The organism is Cupriavidus sp. GW822-FHT03E04 (assembly GCF_058801495.1).
Genome location: NZ_JBXANI010000010.1, coordinates 18,389 through 41,385, shown reverse-complemented (window position 1 = coordinate 41,385; position 22,997 = coordinate 18,389). Strand labels below are relative to the sequence as shown.

The window sequence follows — 22,997 nt, the reverse complement described above, 5'->3', positions numbered from 1 at the left end:
GTCAATCGGACACGTACGAATAGAGGGGTATTGCGAGCGCACAAGAGCGGGCATTGCACACCGCTGCTCACCGCCAATCGGCGGCTGCAAGTGGCATTGCGGGAGATTTCGCAGCGCAGGGCGCGCTTTGACCTACTGAAGGGGGATTGAAAAGCAGACGCGCGGCGTGTTATTAGCGCCGGGATAAAAGGCAACGCCCAGGATTAGGACTAGGATTAGGACTAGGATTAAGACATTCCTAATCCTAGTCCTAGGCGCCTTAATCAATAGGAATTATCAGAACAGATACATTTCACTAAGAACGGAATTCAGACTATCTCCGACTACCTCCATTAACGGCAGATGTCCGCGATCCTTTAGCGCGCAAGCCGGGCGCGGCTTCAGCTACGCCCGATTTCCTGCAGGATGCGCGTGAGCAGGTACAGTCGCGGCACGATGGAATCGATCTCGATGTACTCATCGCGCGCGTGGTATCCGAAGCCCGCCAGGCCGAAGCTCTCCACGACCACCGCCTTGCCGGAGCGCCCGGCGAAGCCCGCATCGGTGGCGCCGCCGGTGCCTTCGGCCAGTGCCAGCTGGCGGCCGTCGAGCTCGGCGTAGATGGCTTGCGCGCGCTGCGCCAGTTCGCGGCCGCGCGCGTTGGCGACAAACGGCGGCCGGCCGGTTTCCATGGTCACGGTGGTTTGCGTGTCGGGGACGAGCTTGCCTTCGTCTACCTTCTTTTGCAGCGCGGCCTGCAGCTTGCCGGCGCCGTCCTTGACCGTGGTGCGCACGTCGCCGATGGCAGTGGCGTGCTCGGGGATCTGGTTGCGGACCTCGCCGGCCTGCGCGGTGGTCCAGTTGAGCTGGGTGCCCGGCACGGATTTGGCCACGTCGCGCGTTTGCTGCAGCTGGTAGGCCAGCTCGATCAGCGCATTGCGGCCCAACTCCGGCGCGGCGCCGGCGTGCGAGGCGCGCCCCTTTACTTCCATGACGGCGGTTGCCGTGCCGCTGGCGCCCATCAGCAGGGCCTCGGTCTTGACCACGGCCTTGGCTGCGGTCGGCTCGAACGACAGCACGATGTCGTGCTGGTCGGCCAGTTTGGCGATGGTCTCGCCGGAGCCGATGGAGCCGACTTCCTCGTCGGGGTTGAAGAGCACGGTCAGCTCGGCATAGTCGTTCCAGCCGGCCGCCTTGAGGATGGCCAGTGCATGCAGGATCACCGCGATGCCGCCTTTGTCGTCGGCGATGCCGGGGCCGTACAGGCGGTTGCCGTCCTGCTTGATGGGCTGCGTTGCCAGTATGTTGGCCGGATAGACCGTATCCATATGCGCGATCAGCATGATGCGGCGCTTGCCCGTGCCGGTCAGCGTGCCTTTGACCATGATGCCCGGGCCCTTGGTGACCGCGATGCGCTCGGTGCGGGCGCCCAGCGCCGCCAGCCGGCCTTCGGTGTAGCTGGCCATCTGCGCCAGGCCCGCCGCGTTGGCGCTGCCCGACTCGATCGACACCATCTCCTTGAGCGACTGGATCACCGCGGGCTCTGCGGTGCGGGCTGCGGCCAGCAATTGGGCGTCGGCGGCGTGGGCGGCGTAGGCGCCGCCGGTGGCAAGGATCAGGGTGGCGATGGCCGCCTGGGTCAGCCGGCGCAGGGAGGGATGCATGGTGTCTCCTGTGGAGGATTGGATCGTTGTGACGGCAAGCCGGGAGGCCTGCCGGGCGATGCTAGCGCGGGCACGGGCGGCAGCGCAAGGGTGCTGCCGCCCGCGCCGGAGCGCCTTAGTTGCGCCTTAGTTGCGCCCGATTTCCTGCAGGATGCGCGACATCAGGTAGAGCCGCGGCACGATCGAGTCGATCTCGATGTATTCGTCGCGGGCGTGGTATCCGAATCCCGCCAGGCCGAAGCTCTCCAGCACCGTGGCCTTGCCCGAGCGCACGGCGAAGCCGGCGTCGGTGCCGCCCCCGGTCTGCGGCACCAGCGTCAGCTCGCGGTCGATCTCCTTGTAGATCGCCTGGGCTTTTGCCGCCAGCGCGCGGCTGCGCGCGTCGCTCACGTAGGGTGGACGCCCGGAGATGACTTTGACCGTGGTTTCGGTGTCGGGAACCAGCTTGCTTGCGCTGACCTTGGCTTGCAGCGCGGCCTGCAGCTTGTCCTGCGCGTCGGGCTGGGTCAGGCGCACGTCGCCCACGGCGCTGGCCTTTTCGGTGATCTGGTTCAGCGGGCCGTTGGTGTTGGCCTGGGTCCAGATCAGCGCGGCGCCCGGCACGTCCTTGGCCACTTCGCGCGTTTGCAGCATCTGGTACGAGAGTTCATAGAGCGCGTTGCGGCCCAGCTCCGGCGCGGCGCCCGCATGCGCGGCGCGGCCCTTCACATCCAGCGTGGCCGTGGCGACACCAGCCGCGGCCAGCAGCAGCGGCTGGCCCTTCATGACCACCGAGCCCGCGGACGGCTCGCAGGACAGCACCACGTCGTGCTGCTCCGCGAGCTTGGCAATGGTGTCGCCGGAACCCAGCGAGCCCACTTCCTCATCCGGGTTGAACAGCACGGTGATCTGCGCATAGTCCTTCCACCCGGCTGCCTGCAGGATGGCCAGCGTATGCAGGATGACCGCGATGCCGCCCTTGTCGTCGGCGATGCCGGGCCCGTACAGGCGGTTGCCGTCCAGCTTGATCGGCTGGGTGGCCAGCGTGTTGGGGCCGTAGACCGTGTCCATATGCGCGATCAGCATGATGCGGCGCTTGCCGGTGCCGGTGAGCGTGCCCTTGACCATGGTGCCGGGGCCTTGCGTCACGGCGATGCGCTCGGTGGTCGCGCCCAGCGCCTTGAGGCGTGCTTCCGTGAAGCTGGCCATTTGCGCCAGGCCGGCGGCATTGGTGCTGCCGGACTCGATCGACACCATGTCCTTGAGCGACTGGATCAACGCGGGCTCGGCCGCGCGGGCCGCGTCCAGCAATTGCGTGTCCGCGGCACGTGCGCTGCCGGCTGCCCCGAAGGCCAGCGCGAGCGCTGCCACAGCGGTATGGGTAAGTCGGCGCAGGGATGGCTGCATGAAGTCTCCTGTTGCTTGCTTCGTTATTGTGGTTAGGGCGGTGGTTCGCCGAGCGACGATGCTAGCCCTTGCGGGCGCGCCAAGGTAGGATCAATCCCGCCAATTGGAATGCCGATCCCGCCATGCCTCCCTCTTCTGCCACTACCGCCCTGCCCGAGCCGCCCTCCACCAGGCGCCCCGTGCCGCTGCACGTGCGTTTGCTGTGGTTGCCCGAGGCCATGCCCGGCATGCTGTTCGGCGCGCTGGATGTACTGCGCGCCGCGGCCGGGGTGGCCCGGCTGCAACGCCCGGATGCGGACCGCGATCTGAGCTGGACCGTGATTGGCCCGTCAGGCCGCGCGCTGGCCCTGCCCGCCCTGGGGCTGGAGCCCGCGCGGCGGCGGCGCGCGACGGAAGACGGCAATGCGCTGGTGGTGGTGCCGGGCGTGCTTGCGCGCAATGCGCCGCACCTGGGCGAGATCCTGGGTGGCGCCGGCCAGGCGCTGCGCTTGCTGGAGCGGCACGCGCAGGCGGGCGGATGGATCGCGGCGGGTGCGAGCGGCATCGCCTTTCCCGCGGAGCTGGGCCTGCTGGATGGCGCGCGCATGGGCGCGCCGTGGACCTTCCAGAGCTGGATGAGCCAGCGCTATCCGCGCTGCGATTTTTCCGCGAGCGAGCCGATGGGCTTGCACCAGCGCGTGTTTGGCTGCGTGGCGCCGGCGCTGCAGACGGAGTTCATGCTGCGCGTGCTGGGGCACCTGCATGACCCGGACCTGGCGCAGACCTGTTCGCGCATGCTGCTGTACCAGGCCGAGCGCCAGCAGCTCACGCCGGAGCTGGTGTCGCAACGCTGGCTCAGCAAGACCGCCGACAGCCCCGTCTACCGCGCCATGCGCTGGCTGCAGGCCAACGTGGATACGCCGTACCGGCTGGCGCTGGTGGCCCAGGCGGCGGCCGTGAGCGAGCGGACCTTGCTGCGGCATTTCCGGCAGGTCAGCGGCATGACGCCGCTGGAATACCTGCACGGGCTGCGCGTGGAGCGTGCCAAGACCCTGCTGGAAGTGACCCTGCATGGCTCGCAGGCGGTGGCCGAAGCCTGCGGCTACAGTGATGCGGCGGCGTTCAGGCGGCTGTTCCAGCGGGCAACGGGGATGTCGATGTCGAGCTACCGGGCGCGCTTTGCGCTGCGCTCGCAGCGGCGCTACTGGCGCGTGGAGGACATGCCGCGCCCGGCGGGCACGGCATGATCCGATCCGGCGATTGAATCTGTGAACCTGCGAACTTTCGAACCTGCAAACCCGCGACGTGCTGTTGGCAGTAGTGGCGCTTAGTTGCTCAGCACGATGCGGTTGACCACGTCCTCGACACCATGCACGTACCAGGCATCGCGCTCCGCCTGGCGTTTGCCGGCCTCGGTGGTGGCGTAGCCTTCGAGCGTGACGACGCGGTCCTTGGTCTGCACGCGGATGCGGTCAGCATCGACGAACTGGTCGGTCTCCAGCACCAGCTTCAGCGCTTCCGTGACTTCGTCGTCGCGGTCGGCTTCGGCCGGGGCCACCACCAGCTCGTTGACCACGCAGCGGCAACCTCGCGACCACCACGCCAGCACACCGGCCAGGCGCATGTGCGACAGGCTGATCACGTGGCCGCGCAGGGTCACCACGCCGTCGACGACTTCGATGGCGATCTCTCCGCTGGACTCGCCAACGGCTTCGCGCACGGGTTCGATCCTCCCCTTGGCATGCGCGCAGATGCGGCAATTGCGAAAATCGATCGCCTGCAGCAACCGTACGCAGATGGCATTGCGCAGTTCGCCGTCGCCAACCGCCGCGCCGCCATCGGCAACGCGCAGGTGATCGATCACGGCGGACACACCGTCGACACGGCGTACCGACGCGGCAACGCGGCTCTTGTCGACAATATCGGGGACTTCGCCTTCGAGAATCAGCGCGCCGTCGCTCAGGCGCAGGTGGATGGTGGGATGGATGGGATGGCTGTGGAAAGGCACGTGGGCGATGGCCGCCCTAGCCTGAGTCAGGACTGCTTCACTGCTATGCATGATGTCTGCCTTATCTTGGAAGGTCTGGATATAGGAGACGCGTTCAGTCCATTGAACGCCCGCGCGGTCCCGCGCCAGGTGCGGCGCGGGACGGCGAATCTTCATTATAGGTAGCCAGGATGGCCACGCCCGACCTATTGGGCTGCTGGCCTGCTGGCCTGTTGAGATATTGACCGGACACCGGGCCTGGCACCCGCCGTGGCCGGATCAGGTTTCCACCTTGGCGTCCATGGTGATCTCCGCCTTTAGCAGCTTGGACACCGGGCAGCCGGCTTTGGCTCCTTGCAGGCATTGCTCTACCGCCGCCTTGTCGGCCCCCGGGACGCGCACCGTCACGTCCAGGTGCACGGCGGTGATGGTGAAGCCGGCGCCGTCCTTGTCGAGCGTGACCGTGGCCTTGGTGGCAATGCTCTCGGCGACCATCTTGGCCTCGCCCAGGATCAGGGACAGCGCCATGGAGAAGCATCCCGCATGGGCCGCCCCGATGAGCTCCTCTGGGTTGGTGCCGGGGCCGCCTTCGAAGCGAGCCTTGAAACCGTAGGGCGCATCCTTGAGCACGCCGCTCTCTGCCGAGATGCTGCCCTGGCCGTCCTTGATGCCGCCTTGCCATTTAGCCGATCCGTACTTTTTCATGAGCACTCTCCATCGTCGAGGGGGGAAAGGTGCGGCGTTCACCGCACCGGTAATGGGACGCTTGCGGCGCGTCCGGAAACGCTTGTGCTGCCATGGTGCGACGCTAGAATGGCCGGCCGGGTTCACGACTTGTGGCGCCCAGGGGTTTCGGACCGCAGGAAAAAACCGCCAAATCCCCGCCAAATCCCCGCCAAATCCAGCAAATAAACCTTCAATTCCTTTTAATTTAAGCGAATTTCAGGGAACTGAATCCCTGATGCGATTGCCTTACATGCGCGCTGCCGCCCGAGCGGATTGCTGCCGCCCCAAGCTGAACCACAATAGGACGCCAAGGGGAAAACGGCCAGCAAGCCCACTAAGGACGGCACTTTCTCGTCAGCCCGGACGCGCCTCATTAATCACAAAAAAGCTGAATCCACACATTTCATCAACAAGAAAGGGAGATCGGATGCCATTGACGTCGAATAAATTGCCTGCCTGGACCTTGTGGCTGCCGCTGGCAGCCTGGGGCATCCTCGGGGCGGGCATGGCCGCGCCCGGTCAGGCGCTGCTGCTGGTGTTGGCCGGCCTGGCGCTCGCGGGCTCGGTGTTTGCAGCGGTGCACCATGCCGAGGTGGTCGCGCATAAAGTGGGCGAGCCCTTTGGCACGCTGGTACTGGCGATTGCCGTGACCGTGATCGAAGTGGCGCTGATCGTCTCGGTGATGCTGTCCGCCGGCCCCGAGAAGGCCGGGCTGGCGCGCGATACCGTGTTTGCCGCGGCCATGCTGGTGTGCAACGGCATCGTGGGGATCTGCCTGTTGGTGGGTGGCCTGCGCCATCGCGAGCAGGCTTTCCAGGCGCCGGGCGCCACCGCCGCGCTGGCCGTGCTGGCCGCGCTTGCCGTGCTCACCATGGTGTTGCCCAACTACACCAGCGCAATCCCCGGGCCAATGCTGTCGCAGTCGCAGCTGGCCTTTGCGGGCATTGCCTCGCTGGTGCTCTATGGCAGCTTTGTCTTTGTGCAGACCGTGCGCCATCGGGACTACTTCCTGGTGGAAGGCACCTCCGACGAAAGCGTGCACGCCCCGCCCCCGCCCACGAAGATCGCGCTCGCCAGCGGCGGCATGCTGCTGGTGTGCCTGGTGGCGGTGGTCGGCCTGGCCAAGCTGCTCTCACCCACGGTGGAAGCGGCGGTAGCAAGTGCCGGCGCCCCGCCGGCCGTGGTTGGCATCGTGATTGCCGCGCTGGTGCTGCTGCCCGAGGGGCTGGCCGCACTGCGCGCCGCGCGCGCCGACCGCCTGCAGACCAGCATGAACCTGGCGCTGGGCTCAGCGCTGGCCAGCATCGGGCTGACCATTCCCACCGTGGCCGCGGTATTTATCGCGGTTGGCAAGCCGCTGACGCTGGGCCTGGGCCCGACGGAAACCGTGCTGCTTGCGCTGACCTTGCTGGTCAGCACGCTCACGCTGCACTCGGGCCGCACCACCATGCTGCAAGGCGTGGTGCACCTGGTCATCCTGGCGGCGTACCTGTTCTTGTCGGTCGTGCCTTAAGCCGGGCACAGTCTCGGCGGGGGCGGCTTCTGGCTGATGGCTTCTCCCCGCCGAGCGCACACAATGCGCGCTCGCCATGAGACCAAATCGGTGCTGGTTGCGTGCAGTCCTTTTGCGCAAACTGGCGCCCATGACGCTTATGACGCCCAGGATCCCCACCAAACGCATTGTCATCGTCGGCGCCGGCGTGGCCGGCAGCATCATGGCCCGCGCGCTGGCCATGCAAGCCGGGCTGGAAGTCACCTGCCTGGAGCAGGTTGCACCGGATGACCACGCAAGTGCCGGGCTGGTGATCGGCCCCAACGCCATCAAGGCCTTGCACATGCGCGACCCGCTGCTGGCCAGCGCCATTGGCGAGGCCGGCCTGCCCTGGGATCACTGGCGTGTGTCGCTGTGCAGCGGCGAGGTGCTGCTGGACCTGCCGCTCACACGCGTGGCGGACCATGGCGGCGTGCGCATCCTGCGCGCCACGCTGTACCGCGTGCTGCGCCAGGCCGCCGGCAACACCGTGCGTTACCGTTGCAAGCTGCTGGCGTGCGGCGCCAGCCCGCAGGATCCGGCACGCAGCTACGTCGTCTGGGAACAGCATGGCCAACAACACCGGCTTGACGACATCGACCTGCTGATCGCGGCCGATGGCCGTGACTCGCCGATCCGAAGCGCGTTTGACAGCCAGCCCCGGATGCACCAGCTTGGTGCCCTGCTGTTCCGCCTCCTGGTGCCGGACGCCGGCGCCGGCCGGATCGACGATTACGAACAATGGTGCAACGGCCCTAACCGCCTGCTGGCCTTCCGCTTGCCGGACGGGCGGATCAATATCGCCGGCAGCCTGCCGCTGGCCCCCGGCGAAAAGACGCAAAAGACGCCTCACGCGGGCATCGGCCCGCAGGCGCTACGCGCCGCCTACACGCCCGCACACGCCAGGCCGGGGCCGCAGGCTGGCTGGCTGATCGATACGCTTTGCGCCAATGTGGATGCCATCTGCTGGTACCGCATGCAGGCGTGCGGCATCCGCTTTGCCGAGCCGCATGCGCAGGTGATGTACCTGGGCGACAGCGCCCACGCCATGGCGCCACCGCTTGGCCAGGGCGTGGCGCAGGCCATCGAGGATGCCTGCAGCGCCGCCGAGTTGATCGCCACTTCGCTGGCCGGGGGCGAGACCAGCCCGCGCGCCTGGCTGGCGACGTTTGAAGCGGCCCGGCTTGAACGCTTGCGCTTTGTGATGTCGGTGGCCCCGCACGCTGCCGGCCTCATGCTGGGCGATGCCACGGAGCAGGACCGGGCGTCGGCGCTGGGCGCGCTGCGCCAGCTCTACTGCCAGGTCGCGTTGCCCTGCCATGGCGGCGGCTCCGTCGCTGGCGCTGGCTTTGGCCATGGCGTTGGCCCTGTCACAGGGACCGGGCTGCCCGCGTAGCGTCGGCGCGTGCACGATCCTTGCTAGTGAGAGCGGATCGTTCTCACTAGCGCCCGAGCGCACGCCGCCATGCTCCACCCGCCCCGCCTTTATCTCTATCTTGACGCCGTGGCCCGCGTTGGGTCGATCCGCAAGGCCGCCGAACAACTCCACGTCGCCTCCACCGCGCTCAACCGGAAGATCCTGGAGGTGGAGCAGGATATCGGCACGGCGTTGTTCGAGCGCCTGCCCCGCGGCGTGCGGCTGACCGCGGCTGGCGAGGTGTTGATCGCCACCGTGCGCCGCAGCCTCGCGGATCTGGATTCGGCCGCCGCGCAGATGGAGCAGCTGCGCGGGCTGGTGCGGGGCACCGTACGCATGGCGACGGTCGAGTCCGTCGCCACCGATTTCCTGCCTGAAGTCATTGGCCGCTACCAGTCCACCCACCGCGGCGTGCAGTTTCGCGTAGCGGTAGGCAACTCCGGCGACCTGCTGGCCGCGCTCAAGGAAGACGAGGCCGACCTGCTGCTGGCGCATGACCCGCCCCCGACAACCTTCCTGCACGAACTGGCGGTGTCCGCGCAGCCCTTCTGCGCAATGATGCGCCCGGACCATCCGCTGGCGAGCCGGCGCACGTTGCGTTTATCCGATTGCCAGCCCTATCCCGTGGCCCTCGGGCCAGAGAGCTTTGGCAGCCGGCGGCTGATCGAGGCGATCTGCGCGCGCAACCGCTTGTCGCTGCGGGTGATGCTGGAAGCCACCACGGTGGAGATGCTGAAGAGCTTTGCGCGCCAGACCGGCGCGATCTGTTTCCAGTTCCAGGCCGGCACGCTGCGCGAGACGCGCCAGGGCACGCTGATTGCCGTGCCCCTGTCCGACCCCGAGCTGTGCGGCGGGCGGCTGGTGCTGGGCGCGCGCAAGGGCCGCAGCCTGCCGCCCGCGGCGGCGGCGTTTGCCGAGCATCTGAAGGCCGCGCTGACCGGCCTGCACCAGCCATTGGCCGAGGCCGCCTGATGCGTGGCCGGGGCTTGCACGGCGAGCCGGCACATGCAACAGCGAGCGCACACAAATTGCGTGCGCCATGAGAAGAAATAAGTGCTGGTTGTATGCAATCGAATTGCCGCAAACTGCATCCATCGCAGTCATGCCAGGCAGCATTACCGGGCCGCTCCGGATACCCACGAAAGCAAGATGAGAATCAACGATCCCGCCATCCTCGCCGAGGTGGAAGCCGCCTTCGACGCCTATGAACGGGCGCTGGTGGGCAACGACGTCGCCGAGCTCGACCGGCTGTTCTGGGAAAGCCCGCACACGCTGCGCTACGGCGCGGGCGAAAACCTCTACGGCATCGAGGCCATCCGCGCGTTCCGCGCGGCGCGCCCGGCAAACGGCCTCGCCCGCGAGATCACCGAGCGCAGCGTCACCACCTTCGGCGACGATTTCGCCGTCGCGAATATCGCCTTTCGCCGCGCCGGCGAGCCGCGCCTGGGCCGCCAGAGCCAGAGCTGGGTGCGGCTGCCCGAAGGCTGGCAGGTGGTGGCCGCGCACGTGAGCTGGCAGCAAGCATGAGCCAGCGGCGCTAGCGTACCGGCGCCATCCCGCGCCAGCCATTTCAGGAGCACGCGTTTTTAGATAGCCGGGGCTTGCCCCCGGAGGGGTGTTGTCGTGCCCAGTGAATGCGACAGAGCCAGCAACGAGAGAAAACGGGTCAACCACGGAGGTCTTTATGCAACACAATTTCAAGCCGGTCGCGAAACTGGCAGTCATGGCAGCAGCCTTGATCTGCGGCAACGCCATGGCGCAATCCAGCGTCACGCTTTACGGGATGGTTGACGCTTATGTCGGCGCCACCAAGGCCGGCGGTGCGGACCGCGCCTACGGCGTCAACAGCGGCGGCATGCAAACCTCGTACTTCGGCATCAAGGGCACCGAGGATCTTGGCACCGGCCTGAAGGCGATCTTCGACCTGAACGGTTTCCTGCGCCCGGACACCGGCAAGCAAGGCCGCTTCGACGGCGATGCACTGTTTACCCGCAACGCCTTTGTCGGCCTGCAGAGCGCAACGCTTGGCACGGTGAAGCTCGGGCGCAACACCACACCCTACTTCATCTCGACCATCCTGTTCAACCCGCTGGTGGACTCCTATGTGTTCTCGCCGGCGATCTTCCACACCTACTTCTCGGCCAGCAATGGCCGCGTCTATGACCCGGGCATCATCGGCGACTCGGGCTGGAGCAACTCGCTGGTGTACTCCACGCCGAACTTTAGCGGCCTGACCGCCAACGCGATCTACTCGTTCGGCGAGCAGGCAGGCAGCGTCGGCAAGAACAAGTGGGGCGGCAACGTGCTCTACTTCAACGGCAACTTCGGCGCCACCGTAGCGTTCCAGCAGGTCAAGTTCAACAGCACCCCGGGCGATGTGACCGCGCCCACGGCGCTGGCCGGCTTCGACAAGCAGAACGCCGTGCAGGTCGGCGTGAGCTACGACTTCAAGGTGGTCAAGCTGTTCGCACAGGGCCAGTACATCAAGAGCGACGTCAACAACGCCACGGGCGACATCAAGCACACCAACGGCCAGGTTGGCGCTTCGATCCCGGTGGGCAACGGCAGCGTGCTGGTCTCCTATGCGTACGACAAGACCAAGAACAGTGTCGCGGACTTCAAGCGCAACACGGCCGGCCTCGCTTACGACTACAACCTGTCCAAGCGCACCGACGTGTATGCCGCGTACTTCTACGACAAGCTGAGCGACCAGTCGCACGGCGACAGCTTTGGCGTGGGCATGCGTCACCGCTTCTGATTGGAAGCGCCACGCGGGTGGGCCGTGCTTCGGCGCGGCCCGCTTGCGCAATCTGGAAAGGCTCCGTGGCCGCCCGGCCACCTTTTGTGGTCATTGCACCCCCTTGCGCACCTGCCTTGTTTGGCAAACCTCGCCGAACTGCATACACTGGGCGCCATCGGCACGACTATCCCGTTCACGTTTGCCGGACATGAAGCGCGTCCTTCCCGGAACTCCCGGAACTCCCGTAGCGTCCGTCGCTGCCTGCGCCGCAAGCGATGAGGGCAAGACCGACCTCGACACCCTGCTGACCGAGGTACGCGCCTGCCGCCTGTGCGAAGCGCACCTCCCGCTTGGTCCCCGCCCGGTGGTACAAGCAGCCGCCAGCGCCCGCATCCTGATTGTCGGCCAGGCGCCAGGCACACGCGTGCATGCCAGCGGCATTCCCTGGGACGATCCTAGCGGTGACCGGCTGCGCGAGTGGATGGGCGTGGATAAGACGGTGTTCTACGATGCCGCGCGCATTGCCATCATCCCGATGGGCCTGTGCTATCCGGGCCGTGGCGCCAGCGGCGACCTGCCGCCGCGCAAGGAATGCGCGCCGTTGTGGATGGATGCGCTGCTGGCGTGCCTGCCGGAGATCGAGCTGACCTTGCTGGTCGGGCAGTATGCGCAGCGGCGTTTCCTGGGAGCGGCGGCGCGCGGTGGCGTGACGCCTACCGTGGCGGCCTTTGGCGCGCATGGGCCGCGCTTTATTCCGCTGCCGCACCCATCGCCGCGCAACCAGGGCTGGTTCAAGCACAACGACTGGTTTGCGCGGGACTTGCTGCCGGTGCTGCGCCGGCGCGTGGAGGCCGTTCTATTGGCACCACCCGCTGGCGACGCGAGCTTGGCCCGGGCCCCGGCGAGTTGCGCCTCGGCCATCCAGAGCTCTTGGTCGATGCCGCGCGAGACTTCGGTAAGCACATCAGCGGTGTCGGCATCGCCAGGCTCGTCGGCTGACTACTCTATTTAATCCCCAAAATGGGGACATAAATCCCTCTATTGAGGATTCATCAAATAATCCCTATAATAAGGACACTTGTCCCTATTTAGAGGATTCACCGTGAGCCTTGCCGACTTTCTCTTCACACCGGGCTTGCAGCGAGTGCTCGGAGCCACACTGCTGCAGCCTGACCGCAGTTTTACGCTACAGGAACTGCTGCATCTGGCAGACAGTGGGCGCGGAAGCGCTCAAAAGCAGGTGGACCGCCTAGTCGCCGCCGGCGTACTTCGGGAAGACGCCCGACGAGGCCGGCAACGAAGCATCCGGGCGAATACCGAATTCACCCTCTATCCAGAATTGCTCAGTATCGCGCGCAAATCATTTGCCGTTGTGGAGCCGCTGAAAGAAGCCCTCGCGCCTTTTGCCGACCACATCACCTCAGCGTTCGTGTTTGGCTCCGTGGCCAAGCGCACCGACGGTGGCCAGAGCGATATCGATCTGATTGTTGTCGGCAGCATCCCTCTGCTCGAGCTATCCGAGGCCTTGCACAAGGCCGAACAAGGTCTGCTGCGCCCCGTCAACTTCTCTTTGTACGAGCCTGCTGAATGGGCCGCTCTGTTAGAGTCTGACCCCATCATGGCCCAGATTGCACAAGGCCCTACGCTGAGGGTACTGTGATGCCGCGCGCAGCTGAATACGAAAACCTTATCGAGACGAAAGCCTTTGAGGCGGTCGCCCCAACGCCTGGCGCTATCGCAGGCTTCCTGCGTAATGCAGCGGACTATAGGTCCACAGCCTGGCCGACATCTGCAGGTGTTTACTTTGGCCTACGAAGGCTATTTCCAGGTGGTCCAGGCCGTACTGGAGTTCTATGAGGTACGCACCAAAGATGCCGGCCGTAACCTAGCCATCCAGCGTGTGTCCACCTCGCTGGGCGTGGACTCCCAAGAATTTGCCTTCATCACGAAGGCCCACGAGCGTCGCAACGGTACCTCGTACGTTTCACCGTTTCCCCCGGTATCGAAGGCTGAGGCCGCCACCATGCTGAGCATCTTGGCTAAGTACCTTCCCGTTGCGCATACACTGGCCGGTACGCCGTGAGGCCCTAATTTGCGGAGCAGTTTTTCGCTGAGAGACAAAGTGAAAAATCCTTCGCCAACCCCAGTCGCATGGCTGGGTTTTGGCCGTCCTCACACTACAGAGCACGACGACGCAGATCCCGCTTTGTCAGCAAAAAAAAACTGCGCCACATGGGCGCAGTTTTCTTGCTACTAGCTTTGGCTTCACAGCGGCCAGCGGTGCCGCCTGGCTTGGCCTTACTTGGCAGCCGTGGCGGGCATGACCTTCTCTAAGGCGTCGCGCATCGGCTTCATGGCCGTTTCGTAGGCTGCCACCCAGCTCGGTGCGCTCGCGCCGGCAGCCGGGAACGCGCCACCGGCGCTCGACATCAGGTTCTGGCCGAACGACGCCATGGCTTCCTGGGTCTGCGTGGCGTAGGTGCTCATCTGGCGCTGGGCTTCCTGCGCGAACTCTGCGCCGGTGCTGGCGAAGATCTCGCTCATGTGGCCGGCATAGGCGTTCATCTTCTGGGCAAACCCGTTCGCCAGTTCCGGCTTGAGGCCGGACATGCCGGCGCCTACCGGCTGCTGGCTGGATTCGCGGACGTAGTTCGTGGTATCCGCCAGGCTGGTCTTGACGGCCTGCATGTTCAGCTCGTTGATTTTCTCCGCGCCACGGGCCAGGGGACCGACCAAGGCCAGGAACAGGTCCAGGTTAGCTTGCTGGACGCCGAAGAATTGAGCTTGGGTGGGATGTGCCATGAAATAGTCTCCTGGGGATGATCCAACGCTGTCGAAGAAGGTTCCGTGAGCGGCATCATCGTTTTGCTGCAATGCAGCAATTGGACACATCATAAGCTTATTACCCGAGGAGTCAAGCGATTCCCGGAAAGACTTCTCCGGGCATCGCCAGATGCATCCCATGCATCCCATTCCGCCTTGTTCCGCCTTATTCCGCCGCCGCCGGGATGCATACCAGCAGCCTGTGCCTGCCATCGTCCAGCGGCACGCGCACGGCACCGTCGCCGCATGCCACCGCCAGCCCATCGAGGACGGCATGCGCGCCGCCCGCGCCTGGCGCCAGCGTCTGCACCCGGATGTCGTAGTGGCACGCCCCCAGGCACACCGTCGCCTCAAACCCAGGCCAGGCCGCCGGAATGCTCGGCGCCACGATCAGCCAGCCCGCTTCGCGGCGAATCCCCAGGATGCCTTCCACCCCGGCGCGATACATCCAGCCGGCCGCGCCGGTGTACCAGGTCCAACCGCCGCGCCCGATGTGAGGCGCCACCGAATACACATCGGCCGCGATCACGTACGGCTCGACCTTGTAACGCTGCACGCCTGCGGGCGTGCTGGCGTGGTGGATGGGGTTGAGCATCGAGAACAGGTCCACGGCCTTTGCGCCCGCGCCGAGACGGGCAAAGGCAAGCACCGACCACATCGCGGCGTGGCTGTATTGCCCGCCGTTCTCGCGCACGCCCGGGGGATAGCCTTCGATGTAGCCAGGATCGGGCGAGGCGCCATTGAAGGGCGGCGCGAACAGCAGCGCCAGGCCGTCGTTGCGCCGCACCAGGTGCTCGGCCATGGCCGCCATGGCGGTGGCAGCGCGCACGGGATCCCCGGCGCCCGACAGCACGGCCCACGACTGGGCAATGGCGTCGATCCGGCAGGCCGGGCTGGTCTTTGAACCCAGCCAGCTGCCGTCATCGAAAGTGGCACGGCGATACCATTCGCCGTCCCAGCCGTCGCGCTCCAATGCCGCGCCCAGCATTGCCCCGTGGGCACGCCAGTGCGCTGCGCGCCCGGCATCGCGCACCTCGGCAAGCGGCGCGAAGAGTGCGATCGTGCGCATCAGCAGCCAGCCAAGCCACACGCTCTCGCCCTTGCCGCCGGCCCCGACCCGGTTCATGCCGTCGTTCCAGTCACCGCCGCCGATCAGCGGCAGGCCATGCTCGCCGGTCAAGGCAAGGCATCGCTCGATGCCGCGCGCGCAATGCTCGAACAGCGAGGCCGACGCCTCCCCGGTCATCGGCTGGAAGAAGACGTCATGCGCATCCGCGCCGAGCACCGGCCCGTCGAGGAAGGACACCGCCTCATCCAGCACCGCCGCATCGCCAGAGCCGGCAATGTAGGTCGCCGTGGCGAAGGCCAGCCAGACGCAATCGTCGGAGATGCGCGTGCGCACGCCCTGCCCGGTGTGCGGCAGCCACCAATGCTGGACGTCGCCTTCGGCAAATTGCCTGGCCGCGGCACGCAGCAGGTGCTGGCGCGTGGCCGCCGGCTTGGCGAAGGTAAGCGCCATGGTGTCTTGCAACTGATCGCGAAAGCCATAGGCACCGCTCGCCTGGTAGAAGGCCGAGCGGGCCCAGATGCGGCAGGCCAGGGTCTGGTACAGCAGCCAGCCGTTGAGCATGATGTCCATTGCCCGGTCCGGCGTGCTGACCTGCACGGCGCCAAGCAGGCTATCCCAGTGCCCGGTCACGGCATCGAGCACGGCGTCGAGATCGGCAGCGCGATAGCGGGCGATCAGCGCCCTCGCCGCCCCGGCCGAGCCGCACTCGCCGAGAAACGCGACGATATCGAGCGTCTCGCCCGCGGCAAGCTCCACGACACACTGCACCGCGGCGCACGGATCCAGCCCCGCGCCCACCGCGCCGGACAACGGCGTGGTGCCAAGCAGGGCCGCCGGCGCCTCGGCGCCGCCGTTGTAGCCGAGGAATTCCGTGCGGTCGGCGGTCCAGGCCGTTTGCCTGCCGCCGAGATCGGCAAAGGCGACCCGGCCCGGGAAGGCGGAGCTCCAGGGATTGCGCGCCAGCATCGCGCCGGTGGCCTCGTCGCGCTCGGTCACGATGAACGGTGCCGATGCGCCGCGCGACGTGCCGAGTACCCACTCCACGTAGGCGGTGACAGACAGCCGGCGGCGCCCGGCGGTCAGGTTGCTCAGCGTCAGCCGTGAAATCTTGACCGGGTCTTCCAGCGGGACGAACTGCAGCAGCTCAGCCGCGATGCCGTTCGCGTGGTGCGCAAAGCGGCTGTAGCCATGGCCGTGGCGGGCCGTGTAGGTGCCTGCGTCGCGGATGGGCTGCGCGGTCGGGCTCCAGACTTCAAGGCTGTCTTCGTCGCGGATGTAGAACGCTTCGCCGGCCGGATCCAGCACCGGGTCGTTGGACCAGGGCGTGAGCTGGTTCTCGCGGCTGCTCTCGGCCCAGGTATAGCCGCTGCCCTGTGCCGAGGCATGGAAACCAAAGCTGGGGTTGGCGATCACGTTGATCCAAGGCGCGGGTGTGGTGGCGGCGCCGTCAAGCACGATCACATACTCCCGCCCGTCCTTGTCGAAGCCGCCGAGGCCGTTGAAGAACTCGAGCGCCGACGTGGCTGGCGCTGGCGCTGGCATTGGCGCCGGCCGTGGTGGCGTGCGGCGGCGTATGGGCGCGGCGCGCTGCGGCGCCTGGGGCACCCGGCCAAGTTGTTCGGCAATGGCCCCCCTGCGCGCGGACAGCGCGACGCGGGCCACCGACAAGAGCAGCGCGCGGGCATCGCAGTGCATCAGGTCGGCGCGCAGCGTGTAGACCGAGCCCTGGGCGAGCTCATCGCCAAAGCGTGGCCGCGACTGGCTGCTGCGCACCGCGGTGTCGATGGCGTTCTGCAGGTCCTGCGTATAAGACGACGCGCGCTCGTTGACGATGACCAGGTCCACGCCAAGCCGCTTCATGCGCCAGTACTCGTGCGCGCGCAGCAACTGGCGCACCTGCGCCATATCCTCGATCTCGTCGATGCGCAGCAGCACGATCGGCAGGTCGCCGGAGATGGCGTGCGGCCAAAGCCCGGACTGCGGGCCCGCGCCGCGGGCTATGGCCTCGGAGGAACCCCGAAAGCGGGGATCGGCGTAGAGGATCGGCGCGGCCAGGCGCTGGAAATCGGCCGCTTCGTCTGCCTTGACGTCGAGATGGCGCAACTGGACCTGGGCCTGCGTCCAGGCCAGGGTCTTGGCGCGCTCGAAGGCACTGCGGTCATGGTGCTTGTCGATCAGATCCAGCAGCGCGGCGCGCGAGGGCGCCACCAGCGTCCAGAATGCGATGCGCGCCACGCCGCCCGGTGCGACCCGCACGCGCTGCCTGAGCGAAAAGATGGCGTCGAGCACCGTGCCCGTGGTGTTGGACAGCGCACGGCCATGCCGCACGCCGTGCGCTATCCTGCCCGTTTGCCCCGCTTCCAGGAAGCGCGCCCGGTCGGTCTCGTACTGCGGATCCGCTACCACATCGCCTTCGACGATGGCGAAATGGGCAGCCCATATCGTGGGCTCCGTCGGCGAGCGCGGGCGGCGCGTGGCAACCAGCGCGCCGAACTCGGGCAGGTACTCGGTTTCCACAAACAGCTTGGAGAAGGCCGGATGCGCGGCGTCGGCCGCCGGCACGGTCAGCACCAGTTCCGCATACGAGGTCAGCTCGATCTCGCGCGCGCGCCGCCCGCTGTTGGCCAGCGAAACCCGCCGCACTTCCCCATCATCCTCGCCGGAGACCAGGATGGAGAGCGTGGTGACCAGGCTGCCATCGCGGCGGATGAACTCCGCGTGGTCTTCTGCGAAGACCACTTCGCTGCCCTGCTCGCCATCGTCCGTATCGCCGCCGGCAAATTGCGCGCCGGCCGGCCAGACGGCACGGCTTTGCGTATCGCGCAGGAAGATAAAGCTGCCAGCGTCGTCGCGGGTGGCATCCTCGCGCCAGCGCGTCACCGCCAGGTCGCGCCAGCGGCTGTAGCCCGCGCCGGCCGCGGTCAGCATCACCGCGTAGCGCCCGTTCGACAGCAGATGCGTGACGGGCGCACCGGGCGCATAGCCCGCAAGCCTGCGCACCGTGGAATCCTCGCTGCCGGACTCCATCGTGGACGCTTTCACCTCTTCGGCGCGCGGATGCGCAATGGCGACGTTGCGCGGCATGCGCTCCTGCAGCAGCAGCTCGGTGGCCTGGATCATCGGCTCGCGGTGAAAGCGCTCCCGCATCTGGCCGCCGTGCAGCGTGTTGGCGATCGCCACGATGGTCATGCCCTGATGGTGGGCCATGTAGCTGCGCACGATGGCGAACGCCTCATCCTCGGGCAGCCGGGAGCGGGTGAAATCGATGGCCTCGTAGAAGCCGAAGCGCCCCTTTGCCCCCATCCGCGCCAGACGCGCGAAGTTCTGCTGCGCGCCTTGCGGATCCACCATGGTGGCCAGCCCGCTCGCATAAGGTGCGATCACCACATTGTCGGAAAGCCCGCGTTTCAGGCCCAGGCCAGGCACGCCGAAGTTGGAGTACTGGTAGGTGAACTCCATGTCGCGCGCGTTGTAGGCGGATTCGGACACGCCCCATGGCACGCCCAGCGCGCGGCCGTAGCCTTGCTGGCGCTCCACCACCAGCCGGTTGGTCTGCTCGAGCAGGCTGCCCGCCGGCGCGCGCATGATCAGCGACGGCATCAGGTACTCGAACATCGACCCGGACCACGAGATCAGCGCCGACCCATTGCCCAGCGGCGTGGCCGTGCGCCCAAGCCGGAACCAGTGGCGTGTCGACACATCGCCCTTGGCGATGGCAAACAGGCTGGCAAGACGGGCCTCCGACGCAAGCAGGTCATAGCAGCTGACATCGAGCCGGTTGTCGTCCTGCGAGTAGCCGATCGAAAGCAGCTTGCGCTCTTCGTCAAACAGGAACGCAAAATCCATCGACAGCGCCATGTCGCGCGCAACGACGGCCAGCGCTTGCAGGCGCGCGCCGAGCAGGTCCGGCGCTTCGATCCGCTCTACCCGGTCTTGCTCGTGCTCGGCCACGGCCTTGCGCAGCGCCTGCACCCAGAAGGCCAGGTCGCCAAGGCTGTCGTCGCCGGTGGCGGGCAGGATGTCGCTGGCGATCGCGGCGGCTTTTTCCGTCAGCCGCTTGAGCGCGGGCATCAGCATGGCCATGGCCTGCGTGCCCTGCGTGCCCTGCGTGCCGTTAAGCTGGGTTTCGACCTGTTCCAGGAGTTCGCCGAGCTTGCCGGCGCGCTCGCCGCCCGCCAGCGCCAGCCCGGCAATGGCCTCGCGCGCCAACGTGACGGTATCCATCATGCCGAGCCGGAAATCCGGCGTCACCTCGGCATGGGTCCATTCCTCACAGGCATTGGCCAGCGCAATCAGGTGGCCAGCCAGGTTGCCGCTGTCGACCGATGAAACATAGGCAGGCGTCAGGGCACGCAGATCCTGCGTGCCATACCAGTTATAGAAGTGGCCATGGCAGCGCTGCAGCTTTTGCATGGCGGCGAAGGCTGCTTCCAGCCGCGCGGCCGTGGCCGCCGTACCGCTCCAGCCGAAGTCGCGCGCGGCGATGGCCGATAGCAGGTACAGGCCGATGTTGGTAGGCGAGGTCCGGTGCGCCAGGACCGGCTTCGGGCGCTCCTGGAAATTGTCGGGCGGCAGCATGTTGTCCGCTGGCGTGACCATGGTCTCGAAAAAGCGCCAGGTGCGGCGCGCGGTCAGGCGCAGCTCGCGCGTGTCAGCATCCGACACTACCAGCCGCCGTGCCACCTTCGGTGCCCGGCTTGCCCACAGCGCCAGCATGGGCGCGGCCAGCCAGAGCCATCCAAGCGGCAGCGCGAGCGGCCAGGACGCGGGCGCGAAGGCCAGCGTGCCCGCCAGCAGCGCCAGCGTCAGCAAGACGCCGCCCGCCATCTGGCGGTAGGAGCCGGCCAGGTCAAGCCGGGGGCTGGTCATGGACTGGGCGGCCGTGGTCCACTCCAGCAGGTGGCGGCGGGTCAAGCGCAGCCGCACCAGCGTGCGCGCGATGGCGTCGCTCATGCGCCAGGCCACGTCGGGCAGGAACGCCAGCGTCAGCAGCACCTGCGCCACGGCGGCGCGCAGGTCGTCCCACAGTATCCTCACGTGGGTGCGCAGCTGGATGCCGGCACGATGGGGAATGACGGAAAACACACCCGGCAACAGGGCGGGAATCGCCATGGCCGCCAGCAACAGCAGCGTGCCGCGCAAAGCCGCGCCCGGCGGCAGCAGCCAGCACGCGCCAAAGCACAGCAGCAGCGACGGTGCTAGCACCGAGCGCCGCAGGTTGTCCAGCATCTTCCAGCGGCCGAGCATCGGCACCGCCTGGCTGCCCTTGCGGCCGCGCACGATCCAGCCAAGGAGTTGCCAGTCGCCACGCGTCCAGCGATGCTGGCGTTTGGCCGCCACGTCATAGCGCGCGGGAAAATCCTCGACGACCTCGATATCCGAGGCCAGCCCGGCACGGGCGAACATGCCCTCGAACAGGTCGTGGCTGAGCACCGCGTTCGCCGGCACGCGGCCGCGCAGCGCGGCCTCGAAGGCATCCACGTCATAGATGCCCTTGCCGGTATAGGAACCCTCACCGAAGATGTCCTGGTACACGTCCGACGCGGCCGCCGCATAGGGATCGATGCCGCCTGGCGCGGAGAATATGCGCTGATAGAACGAGCCCTCGCTCCCCACCGGCAGGGATGGCGTGACGCGTGGCTGCAGGATGGCGTAGCCGCCAATGACACGTTGCAGCGTCTCGTCGAACCTTGGCCGGTTCAGCGGGTGGGCCATCTTGCCGATCAGCCGGAGCGCCGCGTCGCGCGGCAAGCGCGTGTCGGCATCGAGCGTGATCACGTAACGCACGTCGGGCGGAACCTGGGGCGGCGCGCCATCGACAGCAACAAAGCTGGTGTCCGTGGCGCCGCGCAGCAGGCGGTTGAGTTCATGGAGCTTGCCGCGCTTGCGCTCCCAGCCCATCCACTTGCCTTCTCCGGCGTTGAACATGCGGTGCCGGTGCAGCAGCAGGAAGCGGTTGCCGGCGGGGCCCGGCCCGTAGCGGCGATTCAGCGCGCCGATGGCTTCGGCCGCCACCGCCAGCAAGGCCGCGTCGCCGGGCATGACGGCCTGGTCGGCGTCGGTGCCGTCGGTGAGCAGCGCAAAGGTCAGGTCACCACCGGCGCCGGCGAGATGGTGCACCTCCAGGCGCTCGATCTGCTCGCGCAGGCTGGCTTCGCCCGATAGCAGCGTAGGCACCGCCACCAGCGTGCGCAGCGCTGGCGGCACGCCCGCCGTGAGCTCAAGCCCCGGCAGGATGGATGCGCCAAAGAGCCAGGCGATGCCGCGGTTGACCACCGCCGTTGCCACCTCGCTGGCCGGGACAAAGCCCAGGCAGCCGATCAGCGCAAGCCAGCCGCCGGAGAGCGCCGGCATGGCCGCCGCCGCAAGCAACCAGAGCGATCCACCGAGCAGCGCAAGGGTGACCAGCAGGATGGCGCCCACATAGCCACCAATGCCCAGCGCGATATTGAGGCGGGAAAACCGCAGCCGCGCCGGGGGACGAAAGCCGATTGCGCGCTCGAAGGCACGCCGGCCCTCCGCGATCAGGTGATATCCCGGGTCCCCGATGCGCTGCGCCTGCGCCGCATCGGCGGTGCCTGCCGCCGCGGCGCGGGCCGTGGCCAGCGCTAGATCGGCAATCTCCAGCTCCGAGGCAGGCGAGCCGCGCGCGAGCTGCTCGATGGCGCTGCGGTAAAGATTGCGCGTGGGGAAGTCCATGTCGGCGTAGCCGCTGCCATCGCGCAAACGCGCGTCGACCAGGCTCACGCTCTCGAACAGTTCGGCCCAGTCGATATCCGATATCAGCCGCATGCTGGTAATGACATTGCGCACGGTCACGTTGGATGCGCCCTGGCGCTGCTGGGCGTGGCGCACCACGTCCTCGATGGATGCGCCCTGCCGGCCGAGCCGCTCTTCCAGCCAGCCCAGGGTTGGCGTGGTCCGTGGGTCCTGGTCCCGCAGGCGCTTGGCCAGTTGCGCGGCGAACAGCTCCGACAACGGCGCGGCGGCGCGCGAGGCGATATCCGTGTCGAGCGCCGAGCGGGCGCAGCCCGACTTGAGCAGTTGCCTGGACAGATCGTCCGCGTCGGCGCGGGCGATGCGCCCGGCGGTCATCTGCTCGGCCAGGCGGCGCAGGTTCTCGATCAGCACGATGCGCAGCGTGATGGCCACGGCCCACAGCTCGCCGATGGTCAGCGGCTGCACGCGCTGGTAGGCGGCAATGAAGCGCCGCAGGGTGTCCGGGTCGATATGGCTGTCGGTATGCGCGACAAAGGCCCAGGCAAGGCCAAATACGCGGGGATAGCCGGCGAAGGGACCCTCGCTGAGCTTGGGCAGCTGGCGATAGTAGCCAGGCGGCAGGTCATCGCGGATCTCGCGGATCTGCGCTTCCACTAGGTGGTAGTTGTCCAGCAGCCACTCGGCCGCGGGCACCACGGCCCTGCCGCTCTCCAGCTCCGCCGCGCTGGCCCGGTAGGCCGCGAGCAGTACTTCGGCATTGTCGTTGAGGCGGCTGCGCAGCGTGCGCACGCGCGGGGGCTTGGCGGTAACGGGCTGGGCGGCGGCAAGGCTTTGCGCATGCTGCTCCAGCCGCTCGATGCCGAACAGCTCCTCCCGGACTGGCGCCTTGCTGTCCCACGGCGAAGGGATGGATGCGTACTCGAACGTACGGCCTAGCACTGAATACATGGGCGCCTTGGTTGCCAACGGGGATCGG

The 22,997-nt window shown here is 67.1% G+C and carries 14 protein-coding genes and 1 pseudogene; 9 read left to right on the top strand and 6 right to left on the bottom strand.

What is annotated here, in order from left to right; translation table 11 throughout:
- Positions 1-380 precede the first annotated feature (380 nt).
- Positions 381-1,643: a M20/M25/M40 family metallo-hydrolase gene (locus AC1RQC_RS15615; RefSeq protein ID WP_492883895.1), complete on the bottom strand. Its 1,263-nt coding sequence runs from the start codon at positions 1,641-1,643 to the stop codon at positions 381-383.
- A gap of 126 nt (positions 1,644-1,769) precedes the next feature.
- Positions 1,770-3,029, bottom strand: a complete 1,260-nt coding sequence (locus AC1RQC_RS15610) for a M20/M25/M40 family metallo-hydrolase (RefSeq protein ID WP_492372100.1) — start codon at positions 3,027-3,029, stop codon at positions 1,770-1,772.
- Between the two features lie 122 nt (positions 3,030-3,151).
- Between AC1RQC_RS15610 and AC1RQC_RS15605 the strand changes: the two genes are divergently transcribed.
- Positions 3,152-4,255: a GlxA family transcriptional regulator gene (locus AC1RQC_RS15605; RefSeq protein ID WP_492883893.1), complete on the top strand. Its 1,104-nt coding sequence runs from the start codon at positions 3,152-3,154 to the stop codon at positions 4,253-4,255.
- Between the two features lie 80 nt (positions 4,256-4,335).
- Here AC1RQC_RS15605 and AC1RQC_RS15600 read toward each other — a convergent pair whose 3' ends face one another.
- A complete protein-coding gene (locus AC1RQC_RS15600) occupies positions 4,336-5,067 on the bottom strand; it encodes a BON domain-containing protein (protein WP_183032701.1) in 732 nt (243 codons plus the stop codon).
- A 207-nt stretch (positions 5,068-5,274) separates the two neighbouring features.
- Complete coding sequence (locus AC1RQC_RS15595; protein WP_150988105.1) at positions 5,275-5,700, bottom strand: OsmC family protein; 426 nt, start codon at positions 5,698-5,700, stop codon at positions 5,275-5,277.
- 448 nt (positions 5,701-6,148) lie between these two features.
- Here AC1RQC_RS15595 and AC1RQC_RS15590 point away from each other — a divergent pair, with 448 nt between their 5' ends.
- The 8 genes and pseudogenes from AC1RQC_RS15590 to AC1RQC_RS15555 all read left to right on the top strand — a co-directional run bounded on the left by AC1RQC_RS15590 (position 6,149) and on the right by AC1RQC_RS15555 (position 13,492).
- On the top strand, positions 6,149-7,234 hold the full coding sequence (locus AC1RQC_RS15590; protein WP_492387135.1) for a calcium:cation antiporter: 1,086 nt from the start codon (positions 6,149-6,151) through the stop codon (positions 7,232-7,234).
- 130 nt (positions 7,235-7,364) lie between these two features.
- On the top strand, positions 7,365-8,648 hold the full coding sequence (locus AC1RQC_RS15585) for an FAD-dependent oxidoreductase (RefSeq protein WP_492883891.1): 1,284 nt from the start codon (positions 7,365-7,367) through the stop codon (positions 8,646-8,648).
- 69 nt (positions 8,649-8,717) lie between these two features.
- A complete protein-coding gene (locus AC1RQC_RS15580) occupies positions 8,718-9,641 on the top strand; it encodes a LysR family transcriptional regulator (RefSeq protein WP_174428014.1) in 924 nt (307 codons plus the stop codon).
- A gap of 177 nt (positions 9,642-9,818) precedes the next feature.
- Complete coding sequence (hpxZ, locus tag AC1RQC_RS15575; RefSeq protein WP_492883889.1) at positions 9,819-10,196, top strand: oxalurate catabolism protein HpxZ; 378 nt, start codon at positions 9,819-9,821, stop codon at positions 10,194-10,196.
- Between the two features lie 157 nt (positions 10,197-10,353).
- Positions 10,354-11,427 (top strand): porin, encoded by a 1,074-nt coding sequence (locus AC1RQC_RS15570; protein ID WP_492883887.1) that lies wholly within the window; start codon positions 10,354-10,356, stop codon positions 11,425-11,427.
- A 283-nt stretch (positions 11,428-11,710) separates the two neighbouring features.
- A pseudogene (locus AC1RQC_RS15565) lies at positions 11,711-12,256 on the top strand (uracil-DNA glycosylase family protein); the annotation flags it as partial.
- Positions 12,257-12,511: 255 nt separating this feature from the next.
- Positions 12,512-13,069, top strand: a complete 558-nt coding sequence (locus tag AC1RQC_RS15560) for a nucleotidyltransferase domain-containing protein (protein WP_492372094.1) — start codon at positions 12,512-12,514, stop codon at positions 13,067-13,069.
- Between the two features lie 144 nt (positions 13,070-13,213).
- A complete protein-coding gene (locus tag AC1RQC_RS15555; RefSeq protein WP_492883885.1) occupies positions 13,214-13,492 on the top strand; it encodes a hypothetical protein in 279 nt (92 codons plus the stop codon).
- A gap of 215 nt (positions 13,493-13,707) precedes the next feature.
- Here AC1RQC_RS15555 and AC1RQC_RS15550 read toward each other — a convergent pair whose 3' ends face one another.
- Positions 13,708-14,211 (bottom strand): phasin family protein, encoded by a 504-nt coding sequence (locus tag AC1RQC_RS15550; protein ID WP_492883883.1) that lies wholly within the window; start codon positions 14,209-14,211, stop codon positions 13,708-13,710.
- 187 nt (positions 14,212-14,398) lie between these two features.
- Entirely contained in the window at positions 14,399-22,969 is an 8,571-nt protein-coding gene (locus AC1RQC_RS15545; RefSeq protein ID WP_492883881.1) for a GH36-type glycosyl hydrolase domain-containing protein, read from the bottom strand.
- Between the last annotated feature and the right edge of the window lie 28 nt (positions 22,970-22,997).